At 36.1% G+C, this 26860-nt stretch carries 30 protein-coding genes; all 30 read left to right on the top strand.

Translation table 11 applies throughout. The features are described 5' to 3' along the window. On the top strand, window positions 1-384 hold a 384-nt coding region (locus RTP52_RS11090; protein ID WP_312371304.1), incomplete at its 5' end, for an OmpA/MotB family protein. A 56-nt stretch (window positions 385-440) separates the two neighbouring features. Then, window positions 441-962, top strand: coding sequence for a flagellar basal body-associated FliL family protein (locus RTP52_RS11095; RefSeq protein WP_312100136.1), 522 nt, complete (start codon window positions 441-443; stop codon window positions 960-962). A gap of 31 nt (window positions 963-993) precedes the next feature. After that, complete coding sequence (gene fliM / locus RTP52_RS11100) at window positions 994-1971, top strand: flagellar motor switch protein FliM (protein WP_312100138.1); 978 nt, start codon at window positions 994-996, stop codon at window positions 1969-1971. Between the two features lie 7 nt (window positions 1972-1978). Continuing rightward, entirely contained in the window at window positions 1979-3169 is a 1191-nt protein-coding gene (fliY, locus tag RTP52_RS11105; protein ID WP_312371306.1) for a flagellar motor switch phosphatase FliY, read from the top strand. An 86-nt stretch (window positions 3170-3255) separates the two neighbouring features. Continuing rightward, window positions 3256-3618: a response regulator gene (locus RTP52_RS11110; RefSeq protein ID WP_312100140.1), complete on the top strand. Its 363-nt coding sequence runs from the start codon at window positions 3256-3258 to the stop codon at window positions 3616-3618. After that, window positions 3618-4040 carry a flagellar biosynthetic protein FliO gene (locus RTP52_RS11115; RefSeq protein ID WP_312371308.1) on the top strand — a complete coding sequence of 141 codons (423 nt, stop codon included), beginning with the start codon at window positions 3618-3620 and terminating at the stop codon, window positions 4038-4040. The genes RTP52_RS11110 and RTP52_RS11115 overlap by 1 nt, the downstream gene beginning before the upstream one ends. Before the next feature lie 6 nt (window positions 4041-4046). Then, the gene (gene fliP, locus RTP52_RS11120) at window positions 4047-4892 is read left to right on the top strand and encodes a flagellar type III secretion system pore protein FliP (protein ID WP_312100143.1); all 846 of its coding nucleotides are present in this window, start codon (window positions 4047-4049) and stop codon (window positions 4890-4892) included. A 15-nt stretch (window positions 4893-4907) separates the two neighbouring features. After that, window positions 4908-5177 (top strand): flagellar biosynthesis protein FliQ, encoded by a 270-nt coding sequence (gene fliQ, locus RTP52_RS11125; RefSeq protein WP_312100145.1) that lies wholly within the window; start codon window positions 4908-4910, stop codon window positions 5175-5177. A gap of 11 nt (window positions 5178-5188) precedes the next feature. Continuing rightward, window positions 5189-5956, top strand: a complete 768-nt coding sequence (gene fliR / locus RTP52_RS11130) for a flagellar biosynthetic protein FliR (RefSeq protein ID WP_312100146.1) — start codon at window positions 5189-5191, stop codon at window positions 5954-5956. Between the two features lie 22 nt (window positions 5957-5978). After that, window positions 5979-7100, top strand: a complete 1122-nt coding sequence (gene flhB / locus RTP52_RS11135) for a flagellar biosynthesis protein FlhB (protein ID WP_312371312.1) — start codon at window positions 5979-5981, stop codon at window positions 7098-7100. Window positions 7101-7121: 21 nt separating this feature from the next. Beyond that, the gene (gene flhA / locus RTP52_RS11140) at window positions 7122-9155 is read left to right on the top strand and encodes a flagellar biosynthesis protein FlhA (RefSeq protein WP_312107573.1); all 2034 of its coding nucleotides are present in this window, start codon (window positions 7122-7124) and stop codon (window positions 9153-9155) included. Continuing rightward, entirely contained in the window at window positions 9155-10369 is a 1215-nt protein-coding gene (flhF, locus tag RTP52_RS11145) for a flagellar biosynthesis protein FlhF (RefSeq protein ID WP_312371314.1), read from the top strand. The genes flhA and flhF overlap by 1 nt, the downstream gene beginning before the upstream one ends. Then, window positions 10370-11251: a MinD/ParA family protein gene (locus RTP52_RS11150; RefSeq protein ID WP_312103707.1), complete on the top strand. Its 882-nt coding sequence runs from the start codon at window positions 10370-10372 to the stop codon at window positions 11249-11251. A gap of 26 nt (window positions 11252-11277) precedes the next feature. Next, window positions 11278-12042: a flagellar brake protein gene (locus RTP52_RS11155; RefSeq protein ID WP_312371316.1), complete on the top strand. Its 765-nt coding sequence runs from the start codon at window positions 11278-11280 to the stop codon at window positions 12040-12042. Between the two features lie 123 nt (window positions 12043-12165). Further along, a complete protein-coding gene (locus RTP52_RS11160; protein ID WP_312371318.1) occupies window positions 12166-13281 on the top strand; it encodes a protein-glutamate methylesterase/protein-glutamine glutaminase in 1116 nt (371 codons plus the stop codon). Window position 13282: 1 nt separating this feature from the next. Beyond that, a complete protein-coding gene (locus RTP52_RS11165; protein ID WP_312103701.1) occupies window positions 13283-15370 on the top strand; it encodes a chemotaxis protein CheA in 2088 nt (695 codons plus the stop codon). Between the two features lie 12 nt (window positions 15371-15382). Further along, window positions 15383-15850: a chemotaxis protein CheW gene (locus RTP52_RS11170; protein ID WP_312103699.1), complete on the top strand. Its 468-nt coding sequence runs from the start codon at window positions 15383-15385 to the stop codon at window positions 15848-15850. A gap of 78 nt (window positions 15851-15928) precedes the next feature. Next, window positions 15929-16546, top strand: coding sequence for a chemotaxis protein CheC (locus RTP52_RS11175; RefSeq protein WP_312103697.1), 618 nt, complete (start codon window positions 15929-15931; stop codon window positions 16544-16546). Window positions 16547-16650: 104 nt separating this feature from the next. Continuing rightward, window positions 16651-17136: a chemotaxis protein CheD gene (locus RTP52_RS11180; RefSeq protein ID WP_312103694.1), complete on the top strand. Its 486-nt coding sequence runs from the start codon at window positions 16651-16653 to the stop codon at window positions 17134-17136. Window positions 17137-17188: 52 nt separating this feature from the next. Next, the gene (locus tag RTP52_RS11185; protein WP_312103692.1) at window positions 17189-17515 is read left to right on the top strand and encodes a hypothetical protein; all 327 of its coding nucleotides are present in this window, start codon (window positions 17189-17191) and stop codon (window positions 17513-17515) included. A gap of 19 nt (window positions 17516-17534) precedes the next feature. Beyond that, complete coding sequence (locus tag RTP52_RS11190; protein WP_312371321.1) at window positions 17535-18299, top strand: FliA/WhiG family RNA polymerase sigma factor; 765 nt, start codon at window positions 17535-17537, stop codon at window positions 18297-18299. An 83-nt stretch (window positions 18300-18382) separates the two neighbouring features. Continuing rightward, a complete protein-coding gene (locus tag RTP52_RS11195; RefSeq protein ID WP_312371323.1) occupies window positions 18383-19981 on the top strand; it encodes a DUF342 domain-containing protein in 1599 nt (532 codons plus the stop codon). A 28-nt stretch (window positions 19982-20009) separates the two neighbouring features. Further along, on the top strand, window positions 20010-20333 hold the full coding sequence (locus RTP52_RS11200) for a hypothetical protein (RefSeq protein WP_312371326.1): 324 nt from the start codon (window positions 20010-20012) through the stop codon (window positions 20331-20333). A gap of 18 nt (window positions 20334-20351) precedes the next feature. Beyond that, window positions 20352-21074 carry a DUF6115 domain-containing protein gene (locus RTP52_RS11205; RefSeq protein ID WP_312103684.1) on the top strand — a complete coding sequence of 241 codons (723 nt, stop codon included), beginning with the start codon at window positions 20352-20354 and terminating at the stop codon, window positions 21072-21074. Window positions 21075-21212: 138 nt separating this feature from the next. Then, the gene (locus RTP52_RS11210; RefSeq protein ID WP_312371329.1) at window positions 21213-21881 is read left to right on the top strand and encodes a hypothetical protein; all 669 of its coding nucleotides are present in this window, start codon (window positions 21213-21215) and stop codon (window positions 21879-21881) included. Window positions 21882-22104: 223 nt separating this feature from the next. Further along, window positions 22105-22845, top strand: a complete 741-nt coding sequence (gene rpsB, locus RTP52_RS11215; protein WP_312103680.1) for a 30S ribosomal protein S2 — start codon at window positions 22105-22107, stop codon at window positions 22843-22845. A gap of 208 nt (window positions 22846-23053) precedes the next feature. Next, complete coding sequence (gene tsf / locus RTP52_RS11220; RefSeq protein WP_312103677.1) at window positions 23054-23986, top strand: translation elongation factor Ts; 933 nt, start codon at window positions 23054-23056, stop codon at window positions 23984-23986. Window positions 23987-25010: 1024 nt separating this feature from the next. Continuing rightward, window positions 25011-25691: an amino acid ABC transporter permease gene (locus RTP52_RS11225; protein WP_312371332.1), complete on the top strand. Its 681-nt coding sequence runs from the start codon at window positions 25011-25013 to the stop codon at window positions 25689-25691. After that, window positions 25651-26328, top strand: a complete 678-nt coding sequence (locus RTP52_RS11230) for an amino acid ABC transporter permease (RefSeq protein WP_312371334.1) — start codon at window positions 25651-25653, stop codon at window positions 26326-26328. The genes RTP52_RS11225 and RTP52_RS11230 overlap by 41 nt, the downstream gene beginning before the upstream one ends. A 4-nt stretch (window positions 26329-26332) precedes the next feature. Then, on the top strand, window positions 26333-26860 hold a 528-nt coding region (locus tag RTP52_RS11235; RefSeq protein WP_312371337.1), incomplete at its 3' end, for an amino acid ABC transporter ATP-binding protein.

Raw genomic sequence — 26860 nt, forward strand, 5'->3', positions numbered from 1 at the left:
GGCGGTCAGTATGTTTTGATTAATATTAGTGGCTCCTTACTTTATGACTCTGGTAAAGCAAAACTTAAGGATGAGGCGCTTCCAATCTTTTCAAAGGTTGGTGATATCATAAAAACATATAAAGGATATCGAATCTCGATCATTGGACACACCGATAATGTACCAATAACATCTGGAATCTATCGCAGTAATAAAGAGTTATCCTCAGCGAGAGCAATCAATGCTGCAGAGTACTTAATTGATGTAAAAGGAATTAGCCCATCCAATATCGAGTGGATTGGTCGAGGAGAGTATGATCCAATCGCAGACAATAGTAGCGAAGCAGGAAAATCTAAAAATAGACGTATCGAGATTAGAATATATAATTCTCTAAATACAAACTAAGAAAGCCTTAATTCAGCTAGGCAGACTAAAGAAATATGAAAGGCAAGGTATTTCCAATGAAAAAGAATATCTTAACGATAATTATACTTGCTACTACATTAATTAATATGACATTAATGATAGTCATGCTGTTTGTATTTCTACCGAATGTAAAACAGACAAATAAATTAATCACAAAGGTAGCACAAACAGTTGATTTGGAACTTGAGAATGTAGTTGTGAAGGAAGATAAAGTTACTATCTCTGATATCGATACTTATAAGCCTACCGAAACTAATGGTTTAACTATCAATCTTAAGAAAGAACCAGGAGACAATAAAACACATTTTGCTGTTGTTAAGTGGTCTCTTGTGTTAAATAAGAGTCATAAGGATTTCAGTAAGATGCAACCATTAGTGGAAGCAAATGAGGGTAGAATTAAAGAAGTGATTCGTACCGAAGTTGAGAAGTATACAATTAATAATGTGCAAGAGAATAAAGAGAATATCAAAGCTGATGTGTTAAAAATACTTCAAGATGATGTTTTTGGTTCTGATTTTATTATTAGTGTATCATTTAGTGACTTCGTTACTGAATAAAACAGATTTCTTGAGGTTGGGAGGCTAAACGATGGGAGATGTATTATCCCAAAGCGAAATAGACAATCTGTTGGCTGCACTTAGCAGTGGTGAACTTGATGCAGATGAATTCAGGGAATCGGGAGAAAAACAAATAAAGAATTATGATTTTCACCGTCCCTCAAAGTTTTCGAAGGAACACCTTAGGACACTTGATATTATATTCGAACATTATGGCAGATTATTGTCAACACATCTGCCAGCGTATCTTAGAAAGAATGTACAAGTTGAGGTTATTAACTCGGAAGCTGTTGTGTATCAAGAATTTACCAATGCGCTGTCCAACCCTGTTTTGCTTGGTATCATAGATTTCGCTCCGCTGGAGGGAAATATTATAATTGAATTAGCAGAGAATGTTGGCTATGCAATAGTCGACCGTATGCTTGGAGGTAGTGGTAATCCACTTGAAAAATCTAGAGATTTTTCTGAAATTGAGTTGGTAATTATAGAGAGAATCTTTACGGTTATGACAAATATTTTGGCAGAACCTTGGGCGAATGTTGTGAAACTAAACCCTAGATTGATTCGTATCGAGACAAACTCACAATTTGCGCAGATAATATCACCTAGTGACATGGCCTCAATCGTAACATTGAACATAAAGATAGGAAATATTGAGGGTATGATGAACATTTGCCTTCCATATGCTTGCTTGGAAGTAATTATTGACAAGTTAAATACGAAATACTGGTACTCTACAATGCAGGAAAAAGGGGATTCCAATTATCAAGAATTCATTGAAACTGCAATTTCAAGAGCTAGAATACCAGTAAAAGCAGTACTGGGTAAAAGCAGTATATCGTTAAATGAGTTAATTAATATGCAAAAAGGTGACATTATTAAACTGGATCGAAAGATTGACGATGAACTTAGTGTTTATGTAGGGAATATTAAAAAATTTACAGCCTTGCCTGGCGCATCATCGGATTCTTATGCAGTAAAAATTTCAACTATAATAAGAGAGGAGTAGCAGATCGATGGATGGTATGTTATCTCAAGAAGAGATCAACGCTCTATTAAATGGAATGGGTACCGAAAATGTAGAAACCGCTGCTGATCTCGAATCACTCACGGATTCTGAAATAGATGCTTTAGGAGAAATGTCTAATATCAGTATGGGGACAGCTGCAACAACACTTTCTTCCCTGGTAAACCAAAAAGTAACAATTACAACTCCAAAAGTATGCTATGCTGAGTGGGAGGATTTATTGTCAGCGTATGATCGCCCATGTGTTTTTATTCAAATTTACTATAAGGATGGCTTAGATGGAAATAACATCTTAGTCTTAAAAGAAAAGGATGTAAAAATCATCACCGATTTAATGATGGGTGGCGATGGAATAAATAGTGAGGGTGAGTTAACTGAACTGCACCTAAGTGCAATTAGTGAAGCAATGAATCAGATGATGGGTTCCGCTTCAACTTCACTTTCGGCTATGCTAGAAAAAAAGGTAGACATCACGCCTCCAGTATCAAGTATTGTTGATCTCCCAGAGGTTATTGATGGGGGAGATATTGCAGAGTTTTTAAAGAGTCGTTTTGTGAAAGTATCCTTCCGTATGGTGATTGGTGATTTGGTGGATAGTGAACTAATGCAATTATATCCATTTGATTTTGCTAGAGATCTATATGAGCAATTTATGAAATATACCGAGACGGAAACGAAAGCAGCGGATGGGTATTCTAAACCAAAAAAAGAAAAGACAGTTACACCTGATCCAGAACAAGATTCTAACAACAATTCATTTACTCAAGATATAGGGAAGAATATGAATATGCAAACACCACAAATGCAGCCACAGATGGCGCAGATGCAAGGAATGTCACTTCAAGGTATGGGTATGCAACAATTACCTCAAGGTATGGTGCAAAATGTGAATATCGCACCTGCACAATTTCAACCTTTTGTTAATACAGGTAGCCCTCTGTTACAGACAGAGAATATTGATTTATTATTGGATGTACCTTTGGAAGTTACAGTAGAACTTGGTAGAACAAGTAAATCTATACGAGAAATACTTGATTTTTCACCGGGAACTATTGTAGAATTAAATCGACTTGCCGGTGAACCAATTGATGTCTTAGTAAATGGAAAGTATGTTGCCAAGGGTGAAGTCGTTGTAATCGAAGAAGCATTTGGTATTCGAGTTACAGATATTATAAAATAAGTAATACAATTTTTTAGCGCCGGAATACGGCATGCTAAAAAATTGTATACAGCTATTACAGATCAAAGAATAGGAGAAACAAAGTTATGGCAAAAAGTATTTTAATTTGTGATGATGCAGCTTTCATGAGGATGATGATTAAAGATATTCTTACAAAGAATGGTTATTCTGTCGCGGGAGAAGCAGAGAATGGATTAAAAGCTGTAGAGAAATACAATGAGACAAAGCCTGATTTGGTTATGTTGGATATCACTATGCCAGAGATGGATGGTATTCAAGCATTAAAGAAGATTAAGTCAGTAGATCCAAATGCAACCGTGATTATGTGTTCTGCGATGGGACAACAATCAATGGTTATAGAATCCATTCAATCTGGCGCAAAAGATTTCATTGTAAAACCGTTCCAAGCGGATCGTGTACTTGAGGCGGTTAAGAAGGCGATAGGATAATGTATTCCATTTTTCAGATAATACTTGCAACAGAGGCAAATCCGTCTCTACCAGGATCAGGATATAATTCTAACAATAGTTGGTTAGAGTTGTTTGGATTGCTTCTGTTGTTTATCTTTATTGTAGTCGGTTGCTATTTTACAACAAGATTTGTTGCAAATAAGCAACTGAAACAAATAAAGCATAGTAATTTTAAAGTGATTGATACATACCGTATTACACAAAATAAGTTTTTGCAGCTTGTTCAGATAGGGACACGCTATGTTGTGATATCAATTACAAAAGAAAATATAACCTTCATCACTGAAGTTTCCGAGGACGAACTAAAGTTTAAGGAAGAAACTGAAGTGAAGAAAGAGATAAACTTTAAGCAGATATTGTCAGAATTGACAGGAAAAAATAAAACAAATGGAAAAGGTTGATATCCTATGACGTCTAAATGTAATCTTATCGATAAGAAGACTTTCTTTACTGGGCTTTTCGTCATTATGGCGTTAGTATTAACCTTTTTTTGTGCTGCTCCAAAAAAAGTATACGCCACTGAGGTGAATGGAACAACAAAGGAATCTACAGCTACTGCAAACAATAATAAGGGAGAAAACAATAACGATATTTCATTTACTTTTAACTCTGGTGAAGGGACTGGCTCAATGTCAGCAACTCTTAAGATGCTCTTAGTCTTAACAGTAATTACGTTAGCACCATCGATACTTATTATGTTAACCTCGTTCTGTCGAATTATCGTAGTGCTTCACTTTGTTCGTTCTGCCTTAGGAACACAGACAACTCCTCCGAATCAAGTTTTAATTGGATTGGCGTTGTTTTTGACGTTGTTTATTATGTCACCAATACTTACTAACATTAATAATAATGCAATTAAACCTTTGTCGAAGGGAGAAATTACACAAGAGCAAGCATTTACGCAAGGTATGGATCCACTCAGAGATTTTATGTTCGATCAGACCAATGAAAAAGATATGCAATTGTTTCTTGATATCGCTGGAGTCTCAGAGGTAAATAGCAGAGCAGATGTTCCTTCAACAGCGTTAATTCCAGCATTTATCATAAGTGAACTAAGAGCAGCATTTATTATTGGTTTCTTGATTTACATACCATTCTTAATAATTGATATGGTTGTGGCATCTACTTTGATGTCCATGGGTATGATGATGCTTCCGCCCACGACGATCTCCATGCCATTTAAAATTTTATTATTTATAATGGCAGATGGTTGGAATTTAATTATTGGTTCAGTAATCAAAAGCTTTTACTGAAAGGAGGGATAGTGTATGGATGAAAATTTATTGGTGGAACTACTTCGCCAAACATTATTCTTAATAATCAAAGTATCTTCTCCGATGTTGATTACTTCACTTGTAATTGGACTTGTGGTAAGTGTATTGCAGACTGTTACTTCTGTTCAAGAACAAACCCTCACTTTTGTTCCTAAGTTAATCGGAGTATTTCTAGTACTTATGTTATGTGGTAATTGGATTATGAAAAATATAACGGAATATTTTCAATATTTAGTGGATAACTTCCGTTACTTTATACAGTGATAGGTGATGGTATGGTAATACCTGTAGAGCAGTTAGTTTTCTTTTTTGTGATACTGGTGAGGATATCCGCGTTCATTTATACAGGACCATTTTTCAGTTTAAAGAATGTGCCGCAGAAAGTTAAGATTGGGCTATCTCTAACGATAGCCATTATATTAAATCAAACAATACCCTATTCAGAATTAGTTTACGAAGGTGTGATTGGTTTTGGAATCCTTATTGTAGGAGAGGCATTAGCTGGAGCTATTATGGGCTTCTTTTCGAATATCTGCTTTCAAATTCTTTCCCTTGCAGGACAATTGATGGATATGGAAATCGGATTTTCAATGGTCAATGAATTTGACCCTTTTACAAACGCTCAGGTTACGATTACTGCAAATTTCTATCATTATGCAGTAATGTTATTTCTATTAATAACGAATATGCATCATTATATTATAAAAGCACTCGTCGACTCTTATCAATTAATACCAGTTGGCGGAGCGAAACTAAACCCACTTATTTCTACCGTAATGATTCAATTTGTCGTAGACTTTTTTGTCATTGCTTTTCGTATTATCTTGCCAATCTTTGCTGCTATGTTAATCGTTAATGTGGTATTAGCTATTCTAGCTAAAGTTGCACCACAGATGAATATGTTTGTCATTGGTTTGCAATTAAAAGTATTAATTGGGTTCATTGTTTTGCTATTTATGACTTTGATGATTCCGTCAGTCTCAGATTTTATTTTTACAGAAATGATGGAAATGTTAAAGAGTGCAATCTCCTTTTTAAAATGATGAAAGGTAAGGGAATGCGTTGGTGATTCCAGAAAACAACAAATTTTATGTTGCATACCGTCTTCAGTTCTTCGCGAAGGAAGGACCCGGTGGCGAAAAAACAGAAGAAGCAACGACCAAAAAGCTGGAAGACGCACGTAAAGAAGGTCAGGTTGCCAGAAGTCAAGACTTAATTACAGCCTCAGGATTATTAGCACTTTTTATGGTTGTAAAATTATTCGCTGGCTACATTGCGGGTGGGTTTCTGGATGCTTTTTCTAAAACATATAAGGAGATTGAAACACTTGCGAAAGAAGAAATGACCTATCAAATTGGTTCAAAACTAATGAATCAGATAGGGATCAATGTCCTATTAATTTGTCTTCCAGTTTTTATAACAGGTGTAGTAGTAGCTTTTGTAGTTAATATATTTCAGGTAAAGTGGAAGATAACAGGAAAACCATTACAGCCTAAATTCAATAAAATAAATCCACTAAGTGGTTTTAAAAAGATGTTTTCCATGGATAAAATCATGGAATTAGTGAAGTCAATTATAAAAGTTGGAATCATCATCTATATTGTATATAATGCATTAAAAGGTGAAATAAGCAAGTTATACTTACTGTATGAGATGGGAAACCTGGAAGCAGTTATTGTCTACATCGGTAACATCGTACTTGACTTAGGTATTAAAATTAGCGTCTTGTTTCTTATTGTAGGGTTCGCAGACTTTTTTTATCAAAAAATTAAGTTTAAGAAAGATATGCGAATGACAAAACAAGAGATTAAAGATGAATTCAAACAATCTGAAGGAGACCCTCAGATTAAGAGTAAGATCAAACAAAAAATGAGACAAGCTTCTCAAAGACGTATGATGCAGAGATTACCGGAAGCGGATGTTGTAATTACGAATCCTACACACTTTGCATGTGCACTAAAATATGATAAAGAAGTATCCGAAGCTCCTATACTAATAGCAAAAGGTGCAGATTTACTAGCTGCGAAAATTAAAGAAGTGGCTAAGGAGAATGAGATACCAATAGTTGAAAATAAGCCACTGGCTCGAATGCTCTATTATAATGTTGATATTGAATCTGAGATTCCGGGGGAACTTTATCAAATGGTAGCTGAAGTATTGGCTTATGTATATTCATTAAAAACATAGAAAGGAAAGGGGGCAGTAAAGATGAAGAAAACAGATTTAGGTGTTGGCTTATTTATTATCTCATCCATTATATTCTTAATCGTTCCAATGCCTGCCACACTGCTCGATTTTCTTTTGGCATTGAATATTTCGATTTCGATGATTATATTATTCAATGCACTTTTTTCTCAGGAAGTGCTTAATATGTCGACCTTCCCAACAATTCTGCTTTTTACAACGGTCTTTCGTATTTCATTAAATGTATCCTCTACAAAATTAATTTTAAAAGATGGAAATCCAGGAGCCGTTGTTACCCAATTTGGAAAATTCGTAGGGCAGGGCGATGTTGTCATCGGTGTAATCGTTTTTATAATCTTAGTTATAATTCAGTTTATAGTTATCAATAAAGGTTCTGAACGTGTATCCGAAGTAACCGCTCGTTTTACTCTTGATGCAATGCCTGGTAAGCAGATGGCGATCGACGCGGACTTAAACACGGGAGCTATTACAGATGCACAAGCGAGGGAGAGAAGAGAAAAGATACAAGAAGAATCCAATTTCTTTGGAGCCATGGACGGTGCTACAAAGTACGTAAAAGGAGATGCTGTAGCAGGTTTAATTATTACTGTAGTTAATATGGTAGGTGGTACTATCATTGGAATGACGAAGGCAGGATTACCTGCGGGAGAAGCATTTAGTAAGTATGCAATCCTTACCATTGGTGACGGCTTAGTAAGCCAGATACCTTCTTTAATGATATCTCTTGCAACTGGTATTGTTGTTACAAAGGTTAGTAAAGAGGCTGATATTGGTGATCTTTTAATGAAACAGCTCTTTTCTATTCCAAAAGTATTATATATGGTAGGTGGAGCATTAGCATTTTTAGGTATCGTCACTCCATTACCATTCTTAGTATTTACAAGCTATGGCGCAATTTTCATTTTTTGTGGAAGAGCGATTGATAAGAAGATTAAGATTGCTAATATTGAAGAAGAAACCGCTACCGAAGAACAATCTGGGGAAGAAATTCGAAGACCAGAGAATGTTGTTTCCTTACTTCAGGTAGATCAAATTGAATTAGAATTTGGTTATGGTATTATACCACTTGCTGACGTAAATCAAGGTGGTGACCTTTTAGATCGAGTTGTATTGATCAGGCGTCAGATTGCACTAGAGTTAGGTTGTGTTGTTCCTACGATACGTCTTAGAGATAACATACAGTTAAATCCAAATCAATATTTGATTAAGATTAAAGGAATCCCAGTAAGTGAAGGTGAAATATTATTTGACCACTATATGGCGATGAATCCTGGATATGTAGAAGAAGAAATTACAGGTATCCCTACCTTTGAACCATCTTTTCACCTACCAGCTCTATGGATTACAGAAAATCAGAGAGAGCGTGCGGAATCCTTTGGTTATACCGTTGTCGATCCGCCATCCATTATTGCGACTCATTTGACAGAAGTTATCAGGGGTCATTTGGATGAGCTGCTTACAAGGCAGGATGTACAAAATCTTATCAACAACATAACCGAAGCAAATCATACGTTAGTGTCTGAACTTGTTCCAAAACTACTTGGCGTAGGTGAGATACAAAAGGTATTACAGAATTTATTAAAAGAAGGAATCTCAATTCGTGATTTGGTAACGATATTTGAAACTTTAGCAGATTATGCACCAACAACCAGAGATACCGATGTATTAACAGAATATGTGCGTCAAAGCCTGAAACGTGCGATTTCAAATAAGTACTTTGGGCCAAATGAGATGACTTCCGTGGTAACACTTGATCCTAAGGTAGAACAAGAGATCATGAATAGTGTGAAGCAGACGGAACAGGGAGCTTATCTAGCAATAGACCCTGAAAAAACGGGAAGTATTATGAAATCAGTAAAAGAAGAGGTGGAGAAGTTAGAGAATCTAGGGAAAACCCCTATTATCATTACTTCACCGATTGTTCGTATGTATTTTAAAAAGCTTACGAAGGAATATTTTAATGATTTAATTATCATTTCGTATAATGAAATTGAATCCAATGTTGAATTACAATCAGTTGGGATGGTGACTGCATAATGAATATTAAAAAGTTCCAGGCTACTTCGGAAACAGAGGCTATTCTGTTAGCAAAAGAAGAACTAGGGAAAGATGCAATTGTAATGAATATAAAAACAATATCTCCTAAGGGAATATATAAGCTTTTTCGCAAGCCTCTGGTAGAAGTGACTGCTGCAATCGATGAAGTGCAAGCACAAAATGATGGAGCAAACCATTCGAACGACAACATAAGAAACACCCCTCAATTTGATAGTTCGTTTAATCGAGGTTTTCATGTAACTCAAACGAAAGAAGAATTAGGTTTAGTAAAAGAGCCGTCAGCAATTGAAGAGAAGTTAAATAATCTACAGAATATGTTAGAAGAGCAGTTGATCAAAACAGTGAAGCATGAAGAAAAGGTAGAAGTAAAAGAAAAGAGAAAGGTTGAGGAAAAAAGCTCAAATCTTTCCTGTGTTCAGCTAGTTTATAATCAGTTGATGTCGCATGATATAGATGAAAAATATGCAAATCAGATTATAGCCGAGATTGAACCAACGTTAAAAAAGGATACAACGATTGATAGTATCCTTGGAAGTTTCTATCAAAAAATCATCTTAAAATTAGGACAACCAAAAACAATAGATTATTCGGGGGGAAAACCGAAGTTTATTTATTTTATTGGACCGACTGGTGTTGGTAAAACAACTACAATTGCTAAAATAGCATCTTCCTATAAAGTTGGAAAGCAAGCAAAGATAGCGCTAATAACTTCGGATACTTATCGAATTGCTGCAGTAGAGCAATTAAGAACCTATGCTGATATTTTAGATGTTCCGCTCCGTGTCATTTATTCTGAGACGGAGATGGGGGAAGCAATAGATGAGTTTAAGGACTATGATCTTGTATTGATTGATACAGCTGGAAGATCTCACAAGAGTAAGGAACAAAGAGATGATATTGATAAATTAGTTCACATTGTTCCTGAAGAAGATAGAGAAGTATATCTAGTACTAAGTGCTACAACAAAATATAAAGATCTAGTTCGTATTGCGGAAACATATTCCGATATTGTAAATTATCGACTGATTTTTACTAAGCTTGATGAGACGATAGGTATCGGTAATATCTTTAATATTCGTATGTATACCAATGCACCGTTGTCTTATGCAACATTTGGTCAAAACGTTCCAGATGATATCGAAAAAATTGACGCTCAAAATATTGCACGGCAATTATTGGGAGGCAATGAATAAATGGATCAAGCAGAACAGTTAAGGAGATTAGTGAATCAGCAGACGCGTCCGAGGGGAACTGCAAGAGTTATCACGATTACGAGTGGAAAAGGCGGCGTTGGTAAATCGAGTACATCACTAAATCTAGCAATTGCTCTTAGCCGATTAGGAAATCGTGTATTAATTCTTGATGCTGATTTTGGCCTTGCAAATATTGAAGTAATGTTAGGTATCAGGCCGAAATATAATCTTGCTGATTTAATGTTTCAAGGGAAAGAATTGCAAGACATAATAACACAGGGTCCGCATAACGTTGGTTTTATCTCAGGAGGGTCCGGAATTGCAGAACTAACGAGATTAACAAAAGAACAAATTGTGTATCTTATTCAGAAGATGGATTATCTTGACGAATTGGCAGATATCATCATTGTGGATACTGGGGCAGGAATATCTGACCTAGTAATGGAATTTGTTTCTGTAAGTTCTGAAGTTTTTTTAGTCACTACTCCTGAGCCGACCTCGATCACAGATGCTTATGCTGTTTTAAAAGCACTGAATCGCAGGGATAATTTTAATAAAGAGGAAACTATAATTAAATTGATTTCCAATCGAATTTATTCCGAAGAAGAAGGGAAAGAGATTTACAATAAGTTAAATTCAGTGGTCAAGAAATTCCTTAATATCGAGATGGAGTATCTTGGAGGTATACCACAGGATAGAGCTGTTTCTCAAGCTATTATGCAGCAGAAGCCTGTTATTATGGCATTTCCAAATTCAGTAGCTGCAAAAGCAATGATTTCCTTGGCGGAACGTGTCTACCAAGGTGATATAAAGATACCGAATGAAACTAAGGGAATAAAACGAATCTTTGCGAACTTAATACGTAGAGGAATGACAACCTAAAGATGAATAGTTAAGGGAGGGAGATCATGTTTAAAGACATAGCCTCAGTTGGTGATAAGATAGAATTAGTACAAATCAACAATCAAGGTAAAATAATAAATGAATCAAAACGCCATGTAAGTGTGGTATATGAGTTAGATGAGACTGATTATGCATCTATCGCTATCCCAATCGAAAATAGCAGGTTAATCCCTTTGGAAATCGGAGAATACTATCTTATATACATATTTAGTAAGAATGGTTTATTCCAATGTAAGGCGAAAGTAATAAAACAGTTTCGGATACAGAGCGCTTATGCTGCAAAGATTCAGATTATTTCTGATTTAGAAAAGCAGCAAAGAAGGCAATTTTTTCGTCTTGATATAGTACAAGATATGTCGTTTCGTGTTTTAACGAAGAACGAATGGGATGAAATTAAAAAGCTGCAAAACAGCTTTATTGATAAATCAAAAATGAAAGAAATCATGAAACAGGATCAGACAAATACATACACTTGGCAAGATGGCTTTATGATTGACATCAGCGGTGGTGGTATGAAGTTTAACTCCAAAGAGATTTGTAAAGAGGATGATATACTTCAAGTAAAATTTACTTTAGTTATGGAAAGTGGTTATAAGAATTTTCTTATCTATACTAAAGTTATTAGTTGTTCTGAAGCAAAAAATCTCACAGATATATATGCAAAACGTATTGTTTTCTTAAATATAAAGAGTGACGAAAGAGAAGCTATCGTACGTTATATCTTCGAAGAAGAACGTAAACGCCGAAACAAAGAAAATAGGTTAAGCTAGTGTATCGTCGGATGAGTAATCAGCTAGGATAAGTTATAGTACGATACACTTGCAGAGCCCTTCAAAAAAGCATAGGAAAATTATAGTGTAAACTAGCCTATCAATAGAATGGAGTACGAAAAGATGAAAAATATTTTGGTAGTTGATGACTCTGCACTTATGAGAAGGCTCATATCTGATATAATTAGAAGTGACAAGAGATTTGACATAAGTGATGTTGCAACAAATGGTTTGGAAGCCTTTGACCTAATTACCTTAAATCCGACAAAATATGATGCGATTCTTCTTGATATTAATATGCCTAAGATGAATGGGATTCAATTGTTGGAACAGCTAAATAAGATGCGGTTGAAGCTAAAAATCATTATGGTTAGTACACTAGCAAAAGAGGGAGCGAAAGAGACAATCCGTTGTCTAGAGCTTGGAGCATTTGATTTCGTTACGAAACCAGAAAGTTACATAGAAGCAAAGGATGGTGCGTTTAAAGAAAAAATACTGACAGCGCTTATCTTTGCAACAGAGTTGGTACCACCAACTCATGGGAAAGTAGCGGATAAGACAAGAACGGTATTAACGACATTAAATACACAAACCCATGATAGGGTAACTAAGCCGAAGGTTTTACTAGAACGAAAAAGCCATGTCAAGGTTTTAAACAACGCAAAAAAAATAGTTGCTTTGGCTTGTTCTACCGGTGGACCGAAAGCGCTCCATCAAGTAATCCCAAAACTTCCGGCAAATTTAGATGCTCCGATTGTTATTGTTCAACATATGCCTGAAGGATTTACCAATTCTTTGGCCTCTCGCCTGAATGAACTATGTGCGCTTACCGTAAAAGAAGCAGAACATGGTGAATTAGTTCAAAAAGGTTATGTTTATGTAGCAAAAGGTGGATCACAGTTAAGGATAGTGAAGTCTAGAGATGGCTATACCTTGTCTGTAACCACGGAAGCAGCTCGGAATAGTTTAAAGCCATGTGCAGACATTATGTATGAATCCTTGGTAAATACAGATTATGAAGATATTACCTGTGTAATTCTTACTGGTATGGGTGGAGATGGAACACAGGGAATTAAGCAACTGAATGAGAAAAATAATATTTACGTAATAGCACAAGACGAAGCGACTAGTACTGTTTATGGTATGCCAAAAGTTATCTACGAGGCAGGACTTGTAGATGAAGTGGTATCAATTGAAATGGTTGCTGAAGCTATAACGAAGAATGTGGGGGTGCAATGAGATGGATGTAAGTCAATATTTAGAGATTTTCATCGATGAAACAAAGGAACATCTTCAAAGTTTAAATGAACATTTGTTGATTCTAGAAAAAGAACCTGAGAATGAAGATACGATAAATGAGATATTCCGTTCTGCACATTCCTTAAAAGGAATGGCTGGAACAATGGGATATAAGAGAATGCAGAGACTTACTCATGATATGGAAAATGTATTTTCGGAAATTCGTGCAGGTAAAATGAAAGTAAAGGCTGAACTGGTGGATGTATTATTCAAAGGTTTGGATGCACTAGAATCTTATTTAGACCGTATTATTACTTCTGCTGACGAAGGTACAGAAGACAATGAGGATATCATTAAAAGCTTAAATCGTATTCTTGATGAAGGTGTAAAAGCTCAAGATACTTCTGATAGTAAAGAAGAGATTAGCAATTCGGTAGTAAGTGCAGCTGCAATTACATCCGTAATAGAGTCGCCACAAGCTGATATTGCTCTTGCAGATCATGAATTACGAGCTGTTGAAAAGATGCTAGAAGAGGGTGGACATGCGTATTCTTTAACAGTATACATACAAGAATCCTGTATTTTAAAAGCAGCAAGAGCCTTTCTAGTATTTAAAGCATTAGAAGAACTAGGTGACATCATTAAGAGTAAGCCAGAAGTTCAAGATATTGAAGATGAGCAATTCGATTTAGATTTTTCTGTTGTCTTATTAACAAAGGAATCTATGAGTAAGGTAGAGAAGGTTATCTCAGGTGTTTCTGAAATCAATGGTGTTGATATCTCAGAAATTATAGTGCCAAAGAGTGAACACAAAGAGGAAACTTTCAATGAAGCAGAGCAAAATAGGGATCAAAAATCTTTATCAAAAGATTCCTCTAATGCTAAGAGCGTAGCAGCTACTGCAAAACAAAAAGAATCCGCAAAACCAGTTGTGAACCGTTCTGTTCGTGTTGATATTGAAAAGTTAGATGATTTAATGAACCTTGTCAGTGAGCTTATTATTGCGAAAAATGGTTTGGTTTCTATGAATGGTACCGAAACGAAATCAGATGCTATGGGTGGTTTTAACGAACAGATTGAGTACTTAGAAAGAATTACGACGAATCTACATCAATCCGTAATGAAAGTTCGTATGGTACCGATTGAAAGTGTAGTGAATCGTTTCCCACGTATGATTCGTGACTTATCCAAAAAACTTGATAAGAAAATGGAATTATACATGACAGGCGAAGATACAGAATTAGACCGTACGGTAATCGATGAAATCGGTGATCCATTAATGCATCTTCTCCGTAATGCAGCAGATCATGGGCTTGAAAGCAATGAAGAGAGAATTAGTCTTGGGAAACCTGAGACAGGCTCCATCTTCTTAGATGCTTATCAGGAAGGTAACAATGTAGTAATAGAAGTCAGGGATGACGGTTCTGGAATTAATGTAGAAAAGATAAAGAGAAAAGCTATCGATAAGGGTACGATAACTGAAGAGCAGGCAGCTGCGATGACAGACAAAGAAATTATTGATTTGTTGTTCCGTCCAAGTTTCTCAACTGCTGAAGTAATCTCTGATGTATCTGGTCGAGGTGTAGGTCTTGATGTTGTGAAGACAAAGATTGAGACGTTAGGTGGAAGTATTGAAACTAAGACAACTCTTTCGAAAGGAAGCAACTTCATTATTCGTCTACCTCTAACTCTTGCAATCATTCAGGCATTGATGGTAGAACTTGGGACAGAGAAATATGCGATTCCACTTGGTAGTATTGAAACAATTGAAAATGTAGCAACGAAGGAAATCAAATACGTACAGTCTAAAGAAGTTATTCACCTACGAGGTAATGTTATTCCATTAATACGTTTAAATAAGATTCTTGATGTGCCAGAAACCAATAAAGAAACTGAGGATTTAACAGTTGTAATCGTTAAGAAGGGTGACAAACTTGCAGGACTTGTCGTAGATAACTTAATTGGGCAGCTTGAGATTGTAATCAAATCAATCGGGAAATATATCAATAACAGCAAGATGATAAGTGGTGCAACTATCTTAGGTGATGGTGAAATCGCATTAATTCTTGATGTAAATTCTTTGGTATAGGGGGGACGCAGTATGGAAACGAACAAAGTGACAGGGAATGATTCAAAACAATACATTGTTGTTACCCTAGGAAATGAACAGTTTGGTATCAATATTCAATATGTAGATAATATCGTAAGAATGCAACGCATTACAAGAGTACCAAAGGCGCAACCGTATTTTAAAGGTGTTATCAATATTCGAGGTGAAATTATCCCAGTGATGAGCCTTCGTTTAAAATTTGGCTTAGAACCAGATGAAATAACCAATGCTACTCGTATTTTAATCATCAAACTAGAACCTCAGGCAGCAATTGGTATTATTGTTGATGAAGTAAAAGAAGTAGTTACCATCGATGATGAAAGCGTGGATAAGATTGCAAGCAGTTCAAATGACGAAAAAGCTGCTTATCTTGCTGGAGTAGGAAAACATGGTGATGGATTAATCTCATTGTTAAATCTATCAGCAGTTATTATCGAAAAAGAAACAGATGTAAAATAACAAAAAGTTGAGCAATTTGTGCTTTAGCACAAACTGCTCACATTAAGAAAGGCGTTATGCGCCAGAATTGAGGTACCTATGTCTGATAAAGATTTTAACACTATAAATTCTATGCAGTTTGACGTATTAAAAGAGATTGGTAATATCGGTGCAGGTAATGCAACGACAGCATTATCCAAACTGCTAAATGCGAAGGTAGATATGAAAGTTCCAAAGATAGAGCTTCTAGAGTTTAAGGATTTATCGGATGTCATTGGAGGCGCTGAAAACGTTGTAGTTGGTATCCTCCTAACGCTAGACGGTGATATTGATGGAATGATTATGTTCATTCTTGAGCAAGAACCGGCGAGAGCAATTGTTCGCATGTTAATGCAAGGAATGTGTGAAGTTTCAGAAGAATTTACAGAGCTAGAGTTATCAGCATTACAAGAGATTGGAAATATCATTGCTGGAGCATATCTATCTTCGCTATCTACATTAACGAACATGACGATAACCTCCAGCATACCATATTTAGCAATCGATATGGCAGGAGCGATTCTTAGTGTACCAGCAATAGAGTTTGGCAAGATAAGTGATAAGGCACTATTAATTGAAACTGAATTTGGTGATAAGGATCTAGAAGTTAACGGATATTTTGTTTTAATACCAACACTGGATTCCTATAACGCAATCTTAACTTCATTAGGAATGTAGTGTGAAAAATCAAAGATTCTTCACGAATTGAATTGGAACAATTCAATTTGCAAATATTGTGCTATCGCCCAAATTCGCAGAATTGCAATAGAATGGAGATTAATATGGGGGATATGATAAAAGTTGGTATGGCGGACATGAATGTTTGTAAACCTCCAGATAGTATTACTACGTTAGGTCTTGGATCTTGTGTTGGAATTGTATTATACGATCCAGGGAAAAAAATATCTGGTATGGTACATATTATGTTACCTGATAGTACCAAAATAAAAAACAATGAGAACATAGCGAAATTTGCAGATACCGGTATTGATGAATTAATACGACGTTTGTTAGCGCTTGGAGCTGGTCGTTCTGCATTGGTTGCAAAAATTGCTGGCGGAGCACAGATGTTTGCATTTAGTAGTAACAATGATATGCTCCGAGTTGGTGAGCGTAACGTAGAAGCTACAAAAGAAAAATTAAATTCATTAAGGATTCCAATTCTTGCTCAGGATACCGGTTTAAATTACGGTAGAACCATTGAATTTAATCCAGAATCTGGAGAATTACTAATTAAATCTGTTGGGAAGCCTCTAAAGAAAATCTAATTTTTATAAAAGCAATCAATTATGTGTGCTAAAGCACGCAGATGGGAGTATTATGAAGAATAAGAACATACCTGCGATTGTTACGTTATGTGCAGGAGCCATCGCAAGCATCACCTGTATAGTGAATCGGTATAATTTGGTTTCAACACTTGGAATCGTATTGTGTGTGCTCATTGTCTTTTACGTGATTGGATTAATTGTAGGCAAAATCATTATGAAAACAAATAAGGCTGCTAATGACGCATATATCGAGCAGGAACGAATTAAAATGAAGGCTGCAAAGGCAGAAGAAGCAGTATCTGAGGATGGAATAACGGACGAGTCGTTAGAAGAAGTAGATGACGAAACAGTGGTTACATTACAAGAGAAGGTTGATTAATACAGGGGAGAGATAGCCTATGAGTGCTGATGCAAAGCAAAAATTATGGGATGAATACAGTAAGAAGAGAACTCCTGACGTCAGAGAAAAAATCATAATTGAGTATGCGAATCTAGTAAAGATTGTAGCAGGAAGACTCAGCATTTATTTAGGATATAATGTGGAATATGACGATTTGGTTGGTTATGGAACCTTCGGTTTAATCGATGCAATAGATAAATTTGACTGTGAAAAGGGAGCCAAATTCGAAACTTATGCATCTCTTCGTATACGTGGTGCAATCCTTGATCAGATCCGTAAGATGGATTGGATTCCAAGAACATTAAGACAGAAGCAAAAACGGTTAGATGCAGCATATCAGAAGCTGGAAATTATGTATGGCCGTCAAGCAACAGATGAAGAAGTGGCGAAAGAGCTTGAAATCACTACGGGAGAACTAGAAACTTGGCAGAATCAAACGAAGATATCGAACCTTGTATCCTTAGATGAATATATGGAACAAGGGGAAGTTAGGGTAGAAAATACTGCCAGTGAGGATTATGTCCAGCCAGAGAAGGTAATAGAAAAGCAAGAATTAAAAGCAATGTTAGTGAAGGCATTAGAGTATCTGACAGAAAAAGAAAAGAAAGTTATCGTCCTATATTATTATGAGGACTTAACAATAAAAGAAATTAGTGCGGTACTGGAAGTGTCTGAATCTAGAATATCACAGCTGCATACTAAGGCATTACAAAAGATGAGACAAAAGTTAGGTAATAACTTAAATATATTTATGGGGCAGTAAGTGAAGAAACTCTTGAGACAGCATAAAGACTGCAAGAAAACAAAGAAACTTGTAGAGTATGAATGTATAGGGAGAGTGTTAAAATGGCGAATGATAATGCAATATTTCAACTGATAACGAATAACGATGGCACTTACCTTCAGTTAATTCCAGCGAAAGGATTAGGAAAAACTTTCTTATTCAACGAATTGGATGAGTATTTGACGAAGCGTAGAATTGATTATGACAAAGTAGTGGTGAATGATGCTTTACTTAGGTTAACGGAAACTAAGATCGTTAAGCTTAATAATGCTGTTCGTATGCCAGAAGGTGAAGGAATCAAAGTAACAATTTCAGATGACCGTATGGAGGCTGTCGCAAGATTTTATCCACCATCTCCAAATGGAAGTGTTATGAATTTCACGGAAATAATTAATGACCTTGTAAAAGCAGGAGTAAAATATGGGGTCGTCGAAGAGAATGTAAAATCATTCTTAAATGAAAGAATTTATTTAGAAGATATTGTATTAGCACGTGGAACTGAACCAGTTCAAGGGAAAAATGCTGTTATAACTTACTATTTTAATACAGATTTAACAAGAAAACCTAAAGAGAATGAAGATGGTACAGTTGATTTTCATCAGCTAGATACTATTAGTAGAGTAAGCAAGGGCGCATTGTTAGCAAATTTAGTACCAGCTATTCAGGGGAGGCCAGGAATTAGTGTAGTGGGAGCTGCAATCCAACCGGATAGAGTAGAACATAAAATTTTAAGGACAGGAACAAAGACAAAATTGTCTGAAGACGGAGGTTCCTTATACTCTTTGGCAGATGGACATGCATTATTAAGTGGTGAAAAAGTAAATGTATCAGACTCTTTTGAGATAAAAGGGGACGTTGATGCTTCTACTGGTGATATCGAGTACGATGGTAATGTTTCTATCAAAGGTAGTGTACGTACAGGCTATAAGGTAATTGCTAATGGTGATATAATTGTTGATGGTGTAGTAGAAGGCGCTCTGTTACAGGCAGGAGGCCAGATTATATTAAAACGTGGAATTCAGGGTATGAACAAAGGAGCCCTTATCGCAGCGAGTAATATAGTCAGTAAATTTATTGAGAATGCAGAGGTTCGTGCCGGTGGCTACATAACTTCAGAGGCGCTTCTACACAGTCGCGTTTCTGCAAGAGGTGATGTAATTGTTGGTGGCAAGAAGGGATTCATTACAGGAGGCGAAATTCGATCAGGTACAATGATTCATGCCAAAACAGCAGGTTCCACGATGGGAACGAATACTTTACTTGAGGTTGGCGTAGATCCGACCATTATTGAAGAGTATCGTCGTATTGAAAAAGAGCTGCCGAATATGAATAAGGAATTGGAACAACTTACTCAGAACCTATTATTATATTTAAAGAAATTTAAAGGCGGAGAAAATTTACCGCTAGATAAGAAGTTATTGATTAAATCAATGTCGGTAAATAAAGATGCACTTGAGAAAAAGAAGGCGGAATCGATTGCGCGCATGGAAGAGCTTCAGTCATTTATGGATGATAATGAGAGTGGTTGTATTAAGATAAGCGATACGATATATCCTGGATGCAAGGTAGCAATTTCAAATGTGGTATATTATGTTCGTAATGAAACTGTTCATTGCAGTTTGGTTAGAGATCGTGCTGATATAAAGGTAGGTCCTTACTAAGCCCATTTTCTTTGAAAGGGGAGTTAATATGCCAATAACACCGATTGAAATGATATCGATACCAACGAAGTCACAAGAGGCATCATTAGTAAAAAGTGTTGAGAATCAAAGGCCATTGAACGAACAAATAGCTTTTGCTGGGAAGTTTAATGATGATATTAAGCATCATAGTGAACAACCAACCGCAGCAACAAAAAGTGATAATCCGGAATATCGATATGATGCAAAAGAAAAAGGGAACAACTCATTCTTTGAACAGCAAAATAAACAAAAGAAAAAAGATAAGAAAAAGGATGATAGTTTAGGAAAGAATGAAAATGAACCACATAGAGGAATTGATATCAGAATATAAAGGGGAACATAAGTAACTATGAGTACACCACAAATTATATTACTGATTGTCGGCTTGGCTTTTATTTTTCTAAGTTTCTTACTTGTAGAACGACCAAAAGCAGGAAAAGGGCAGTCTTCTAGTATTGGTGATAGTTTAAACTATGAACTTAGCGAAGAAGAGAAGAAGAAAATAAGACGACAGGTACAAGCAGTAATCGAACAAGAAATGAGCAATCGAATCATCGATGCTGAGGATAAGTTAAACCAGTTATCGAACGAAAAAATTATGGCGGTTAATGAGTTTTCTACGGGAGTCCTTGAGAAGATAGAAATAAACAATAGTGAAGTTGTATTCTTATTTCAGATGTTAAATGAGAAAGAAGAAGAATTAAAATCAACATTTTCAAAGATGGAAACAGTACGTAGGGATGTTAAGGACTTGCATGATAAACTCTCAAAACTCATAGATGAAAGAAATAAGATAACCACAGTAACTTCGAAGGGTGAGGAACACTTTGAGAGTACAGAAGAGAAACTAAAAGCTCTTGAGGAAGCGGAAGCAACGGATTTTGTCCATATGGAAAAGTGTACTAATAATTCTGTTGGGACAGATACTGACCTTTTGGTTACTAAGCACAAGGATGAAATAATTAATCTCTATAAGAAACAATATTCCATCCGTGACATTTCAAAACAGTTAGGTCTAGGGCAAGGTGAAGTGAAACTTGTACTTGATTTATATGCAAATAAAATGAGGTAATATAGGAAAGATTTCTTTAAGTAAGTATTGTTTCCTAATCAATTTAAAACCTACTATCATTATACATAATAAGAAAAAGTTCGCGAAGCGTGCTTTTTCTTATTATGTATTGAGTACATGCCTAGAAATGGAGAAAAGATGAAATTAAAATATTACATGAGGGGAATAGGAGTAGGCATCTTATTTTCCACAATGGTATTTCTTGTTGTGGGTAATGAAAAACCACAAATGACGGACGAACAAATAATTAAAGCAGCAAAAGAGCTTGGAATGGAAGAGAAGAAAACGGTAGATTTATCTGGACTAAATCCTACTCCAACCGTAGTACTAGATGGAAAAAACGAAGGTTCTGATAAGTTGTCCAATACAGATCAAGATGGAGCAAATGATAAGGATAATCTACCATCCGTTACCCCAGGAATCGATGGGAGTGGAGCGGAAAGTTTAGATACCAATGACACGAAGAAGGACAATAATACATCTTCAAATTTGGATGAATCAAAGAAGGATAATAATTCTGCTGTAGATCATAGCTCGTCTGTTGATAATAATGGCTCAAAGAGTGATGAGAGTACCGAGAATGATTCTGTTGATAAAATAGAGTTAGTTATAAAATCAGGCATGTTCTCTCATCATGTTGCTGATTTATGCAAGACCTTAGGCTTAGTTGAAGATGCGAAAGAATTTGATAGTTACCTAATTAGGAATGGTTATGCTAGCAAAATTCGTACCAATCGTTATGAGATACCAGTTGGAGCAAGCTATGAAGAGATTGCAAGCCTTATTACAACGAAACCACGATATTAAGAAAGAAAATCCGTTAAAGATAGATATAATTCTTATTATATCTTTATATTTTAGATCATAAATTATATTTTGAGGAATTTTTGTTCAAAAGCCTTGCTTTCTATATTTTCTCATGATATAATGTTAGAGCAAAAATCACGTACAAGTTCGAGGCATGGTGCCTGAATAGGTCTGCTAAGAATACAGCTTGTGCGGAAGCAAAAACCAAAATGGAGGAAAAAACATGAGCGTTATTTCAATGAAACAATTACTTGAAGCAGGTGTTCACTTTGGTCACCAGACAAGAAGATGGAACCCTAAGATGGCAGAGTACATCTACACAGAAAGAAATGGTATCTACATCATCGACTTACAGAAATCTGTAGGTAAAGTTGACGAAGCTTACTATGCAATCAAAGACGTAGTAGCAAACGGTGGAAAGGTACTTTTCGTTGGTACTAAGAAGCAGGCACAGGATTCCGTTAAGTCTGAAGCTGAGCGTTGTGGAATGTACTATGTAAACGAGAGATGGTTAGGTGGAATGCTCACTAACTTCAAGACTATCCAGTCCAGAATCAAGAGATTAAAAGAGATCGAGACAATGGCTAACGATGGTACATTCGAAGTTCTTCCTAAGAAGGAAGTTATCGAATTAAAGAAGGAATGGGAGAAGCTTGAGAAAAACCTTGGTGGTATCAAGGATATGAAGGAAGTTCCAGAAGCAATCTTCGTTGTTGACCCTAAGAAAGAAAGAATCTGTATTCAGGAAGCACATAATCTTGGTATTAAGTTAATCGGTATTGCTGATACTAACTGTGATCCAGAAGAACTTGATCATGTAATCCCAGGTAATGACGATGCAATCAGAGCTGTTAAATTAATCGTAGCTAAGATGGCAGATGCTGTTATTGAAGCAAACCAGGGCGTACAGTTAACAGATTCTACAGACGTAGCTGAAGAAGCAACTGAGACTGTAGAGGCATAATAAGCGCTGTTGCAAAGTAAATCACCTATGTTTGTATTTAATACAATGATGTGAATAAGTGCTTCAGCCTGACCGCAAATGTTAGGCTGGAGCATTTTTAGGTAATTCATATATTATTGTGGACTTGTTTACAATAATTGTAAATACGTGATATAGTAAACTATGACATAGTTTTATAAAATAATGAATGAACATGGAGGACAACAAAATGGCTATAACAGCTGGAATGGTTAAAGATTTAAGAGAAATGACCGGTGCAGGTATGATGGACTGCAAAAAAGCATTAGCTGAAACAGATGGCGATATGGACAAGGCAGTAGAATTCTTAAGAGAAAAAGGACTTGCAGCTGCTGAGAAAAAAGCAGGAAGAATTGCAGCAGAAGGTATCTGTGCTACTAACGTAAGTGCTGATGGAAAGGTTGCTGCTATTGTTGAAGTTAACTCCGAAACAGACTTCGTAGCAAAGAACGAAACGTTCAGAACATTCGTTTCTGCTGTAGCTGCACAGGCTGCTACAACTACTGTATCTGATATCGATGCATTCTTAGCTGAGCCTTGGAGCCTTGATGCTGCTAAGACTGTAAAGGATGAGTTAGCATCTCAGATTGCTATCATCGGTGAGAACATGAACATCAGAAGATTCGAGAAGATCGTTACAGAAAACGGCTTTGTAGAGTCCTACATCCACAGCGGCGGAAGAATCGGTATCTTAGTTGAGATGGAAGCTTCTTTAGTAAATGATGCTGCAAAAGAATGTGCGAAGAACGTAGCTATGCAGGTTGCAGCTATGAACCCTAAGTATGTAGATCAGTCTGAAGTTCCTGCTGAATACATCGAGCATGAAAGAGAAATCTTAAAAATTCAAGCTATGAACGATCCTGCAAATGCTAACAAGCCAGAGAATATCATCGATAAGATGTTAGTTGGTCGTTTAAATAAGCAATTAAAAGAGATCTGCTTAGTAGATCAGGTATACGTAAAAGATGGTGACTTAACTGTTGGTAAGTACGTTGAGAGCGTAGCAAAAGAATTAGGTGCTACACTTAAGATCAAGAGATTCGTTCGTTTCGAAACTGGTGAAGGTATCGAAAAGAAGAGCGAAGATTTTGCTGCTGAAGTTGCAAAGCAAATGGGAATGTAGTTTCTACGTAGTAGAAACGAAATATTTGCTTTTGCAGATGGGTATGTAGTTTTTACGAAGTAAACATTTGCTTCTGCAGATGAGTATGTAATAAATTGGCTCTGTACAAAGTGTTGAGGTGAGGTTCCTTTGGAACCCGCCTAGATACTAGGTGCAGGGCCTTTTATTTTGGGCTCTATGTCAAGTCTTGATGTATGATTGTTATCAATCATGCTCCATTACTGGATGTAGAGCAATTTCTATTTTAAAAGAGCGCTTAAGCCGCAGAAAACTCAGTGTTTTCGGCGTTTTTTTTGTGTACAGAAGTATGGAAAATTACAGCAAAGTTTTGTTTGTTTAAATTAGGGAGTGGTTTACTTTTATATAAATTAGGAAGTGGTCTGTTTTTATAGTTTAGGTATTGACAAATGAATTATTAAATATTATAGTAAACATATTAAATTACTATGAATACTATGAATTATAAGAGAAGGAGATAAGATATGAAAGTGAACCACACAAATAATGCAAATCAGAATATGATGTGTTGCTGTTGCTGTATGAGTAAATCTACAGCTTATTTGTGTGCACCCAACAATATCTGATTTTCAATTCTTAAGTAAGATATAAGTATGAGGAAAGAAGCAGGTAATGAGTGTACCTGTTTCTTTTTTTATGAGTAAATTCGACTTAATGTAATGTTACTAAATTTGTGAGAATTATGAAATGGAGTGTCTTTATTGACTATAGCAAAAGAGAGAAGAATAAGTTGTTTTAACAAATAAATTGTGCTTGTATATTGAGATGCAATTCATATAGTAAGGTGCTAAAGCGCCAGATTGGAGGATATAATGAAACAGATATTATGGTTTGGAGATTCGAATACATAAGGGTTGATATGTGAAACAAGAGATGCAATGTATGGTAAATTAGGTGTGGTGATATGATGTAAGAGTAAACGATAGGGAACTCGAATCATATAGAGGAAGAAGGACATCGAATTCTAGAGATGTCTTATATCAAAAGCTAGAAGGGGATAGGAGCCATGGATTTTGGATTTATGAAGAGTCATATACCGTTGTATGTAGAAGCAGCGAAAATGACAATGAAAATATCACTATTTGGAATAGTGCTGGCGATTTTAATCGGACTGATTTGTAGTCTCATAAAGACGTTAAGGATACCAATACTTAAGTTACTAGTGAACATTTATATTGAGATATCTAGAAATACACCATTGTTGATTCAACTATTTTTTTTATATTTTGGACTTCCCAAAATCGGTATTGTGCTCAGTTCAGAAAGTTGTGCTATTATCGGTCTTGCATTTCAAGGGGGAAGTTATATGGCAGAAGCATTTCGAACAGGTATAGATAATGTTGCACCAATTCAAACGGAATCCGGGTTAAGTCTTGGATTTACAAAGAGGCAAGTTTTCTTTCATATTGTACTTCCACAAGCCATCGCAACTTCTGTTCCAGTCTTTTGTGCTAATATCATATTTTTAATAAAGGAAACATCCGTATTCAGTGCAGTAGCATTAGCAGACTTAATGTTTGTAGCAAAAGATTTAATTGGAATTTACTATAAAACGGACGAAGCACTCTTTTTATTGGTAATGGCTTATCTGATTATATTATTGCCACTATCGTTAATCTGTACCTGGATAGAAAGGAGGGTCCGTTATGCAGGATTCGGGAATACAAGTCCTATTTCAGGGAACTAATTTTTTAAGATTACTAGAAGGGCTTTGGGTATCGCTTCGTATTTCGGTTATTGCTATAGGATTATCCGTTGTTCTTGGAATTCCATTTGGTGTGGTAATGACAAGTAAAAGTAGAGTAATTCGATTCTTCTCCAGAATCTATCTGGAAATTGTTCGGATTATACCACAACTGGTGTTACTATTTCTAGTATACTTTGGAGCAGCGAAGCACCTTAGTATGAACCTTTCAGGTGGAACTGCTGCGGTGATTGTATTTACATTTTGGGGTGCCGCTGAGATGGGGGATTTGGTAAGGAGTGCTCTAATATCCATTCCAGTACATCAATATGAAAGCGGTTTTGGTCTTGGAATGACCAAAATACAGGTATATTGGTATCTAATTATACCGCAGACGGTAAGAAGACTTCTGCCATCCTTGATGAACTTGTTAACAAGAATGATAAAAACTACATCGCTGGTTGTTCTTATCGGCGTTGTTGAAGTAGTAAAAGTCGGAAAACAGATCATAGATGCTTCCAGGTATACGATGCCAAAAGCAGCCCTATGGGTGTATGGTACGATCTTTCTGATGTATTTCGCCATCTGTTATCCGTTTTCTATGTTGTCCGCTAAATTAGAGAAAAGGTTGAAGGATTGAGGATATGAATAAACAAGAAGAGGTTTTAAAGGTAGAACATTTAATGAAATCTTATGATAAGAAAGAGCCCGTCTTAAAGGACATCTCTTTTACTCTAAATAAAGGAGAAGTGGTTGTGATTGTTGGCCCTTCCGGTTGTGGTAAAAGTACCTTTTTAAGATGCTTAAATATGTTAGAGCCAATTAATTCTGGGACGATTCATTTCAAGGATCAGGTAATTAGTAGGGATGAAAAAAAGGTTCATGAGATTAGACAAAAAATCGGAATGGTATTTCAAAGCTATGACTTATTTCCACATAAGAATATTATAGGTAACATACTTTTGGCACCATTAAAGGTACAAAAAAGAGCGAAGAAAGAAGTTGAGCTTGAGGCGGAAGCACTACTTGAGCGAGTAGGGCTTTTAGAAAAAAAGGAAGCTTATCCTAGACAATTATCCGGTGGACAAAAGCAAAGGGTAGCTATCGTTCGAGCATTGATGATGCATCCGGAGATACTACTCCTAGATGAAATAACTGCCGCGCTAGATCCG

This window comes from Lachnoclostridium sp., assembly GCF_031997925.1.
Lineage (GTDB): Bacteria > Bacillota > Clostridia > Lachnospirales > Lachnospiraceae > Lachnoclostridium.